1 protein-coding gene is annotated in these 1349 nt (G+C 38.1%); it reads left to right on the top strand.

Annotation, left to right across the window (positions count from 1 at the left end; genetic code table 11):
* Positions 1-1349 (top strand): chitobiase/beta-hexosaminidase C-terminal domain-containing protein (locus SLH48_RS22330; RefSeq protein ID WP_320259913.1); only part of this gene is annotated, 1349 nt, incomplete at both ends.

Below are 1349 nucleotides of genomic sequence, written 5' to 3'. Positions count from 1 at the left end.
AGACTTTACAGAAGCATCAGGTGCAGCGAGTGACCATGATCCTTTGTTAGTGCAAATTGATCTAATGACGGAAGTGACACAAGCTTCAAAAGTAAAAGCTTCAATCAATGCTGGAGAAGTAGAAGCTGGGACAGAAGTTCAACTGTCAACTTCAACTGAAGGAGCAGAAATTTATTACACAATTGATGAATCATTACCAACAGAAGAAAGCACATTATATAACGCACCAATTATAATTAGTGAAGATGTAACGATTCAAGCGATTGCAGTAAAAGAAGGATTGGAAAATAGTGAAGTAGCTTCATTCTCATACACTGTAAAAGCGCCACTTGAAGTACAATCAATCGCAGATACACGCTCACTTGAAGTAGGTAGTGAAGCGAAAATTGAAGGAATTGTTACTGCATCCTTCGTGGCAGGTGGACAAACAAATTTATACGTACAGGATGATTCAGCTGGAATTGTCGTACGTGGTGATATTGCAGCTAATATTGGTGACCGTATTTCTGCCGAAGGGACACTTAATCAATTTTTTAATATGGCACAATTAGAAGTAGATGCTATTGAAGTAGTAGCTGAAAGCGAAGATATTCCAGAAGTACAGGTTATTACAGCTGAAGATATTATGACTGATACAGGTGAGGCTGTTGAAGCAGAGTTAGTGAAGGTAGAAAATGTTACAATTACTGAAGTTGATAATTATGGTAACTTCACAGGTGTAGATGAAGACGGTGAGTTTAAGCTACTACCACAAGATGCTAGTTTACTAGAGGTTGGAAAAACTTATGAATCAATTACAGGAGTAATTGACTACAACTTTAGTGAATATAAGCTTATACCGCGGTTAGCAATGGATGTAGTAGAAAGTACGTTCTATGTATTCGCTAATCCATCAGGTGGTGATATTGTAGCAGGGTCAACCATTGAACTAGATACACTCGCTGAAGACGGAGTGATTTACTATACAGTAGATGGGACAGACCCATCAACTACAAGTGAGGTATATACTGAGGCTATAGAAGTTACGGAAGATATGACAATTAAAGCAATAGTTGTTAAAGACGGAGAGGCAAGTGAAATTGCTATTTTTGAGTACCAAGCAATTATACCAATAGTCTCGCTCGACGTTCACGATATTCAAGGTGTTGGACATGTTTCCCAATATGATGGAGAAATTGTTAAAGATGTAAAAGGTATCGTTACACTTATAGATGGTTCAAAAGGGTTCTTCATGGAAGCGCCTGAAGCTGATGCCGATGTACGTACATCAGAAGGTATTTACGTCAATATCGAAGACACAAATGTTAACGTTGGTGATTTAGTATCAGTCACTGGAGAAGTAGAAGAAT

The organism is Cytobacillus sp. IB215316 (genome assembly GCF_033963865.1).
GTDB classification, from domain to species: domain Bacteria; phylum Bacillota; class Bacilli; order Bacillales; family SM2101; genus Nanhaiella; species Nanhaiella sioensis.
Note: the sequence above shows the minus strand (reverse complement) of the source record. Positions and strands in the feature narration are given on the sequence as shown.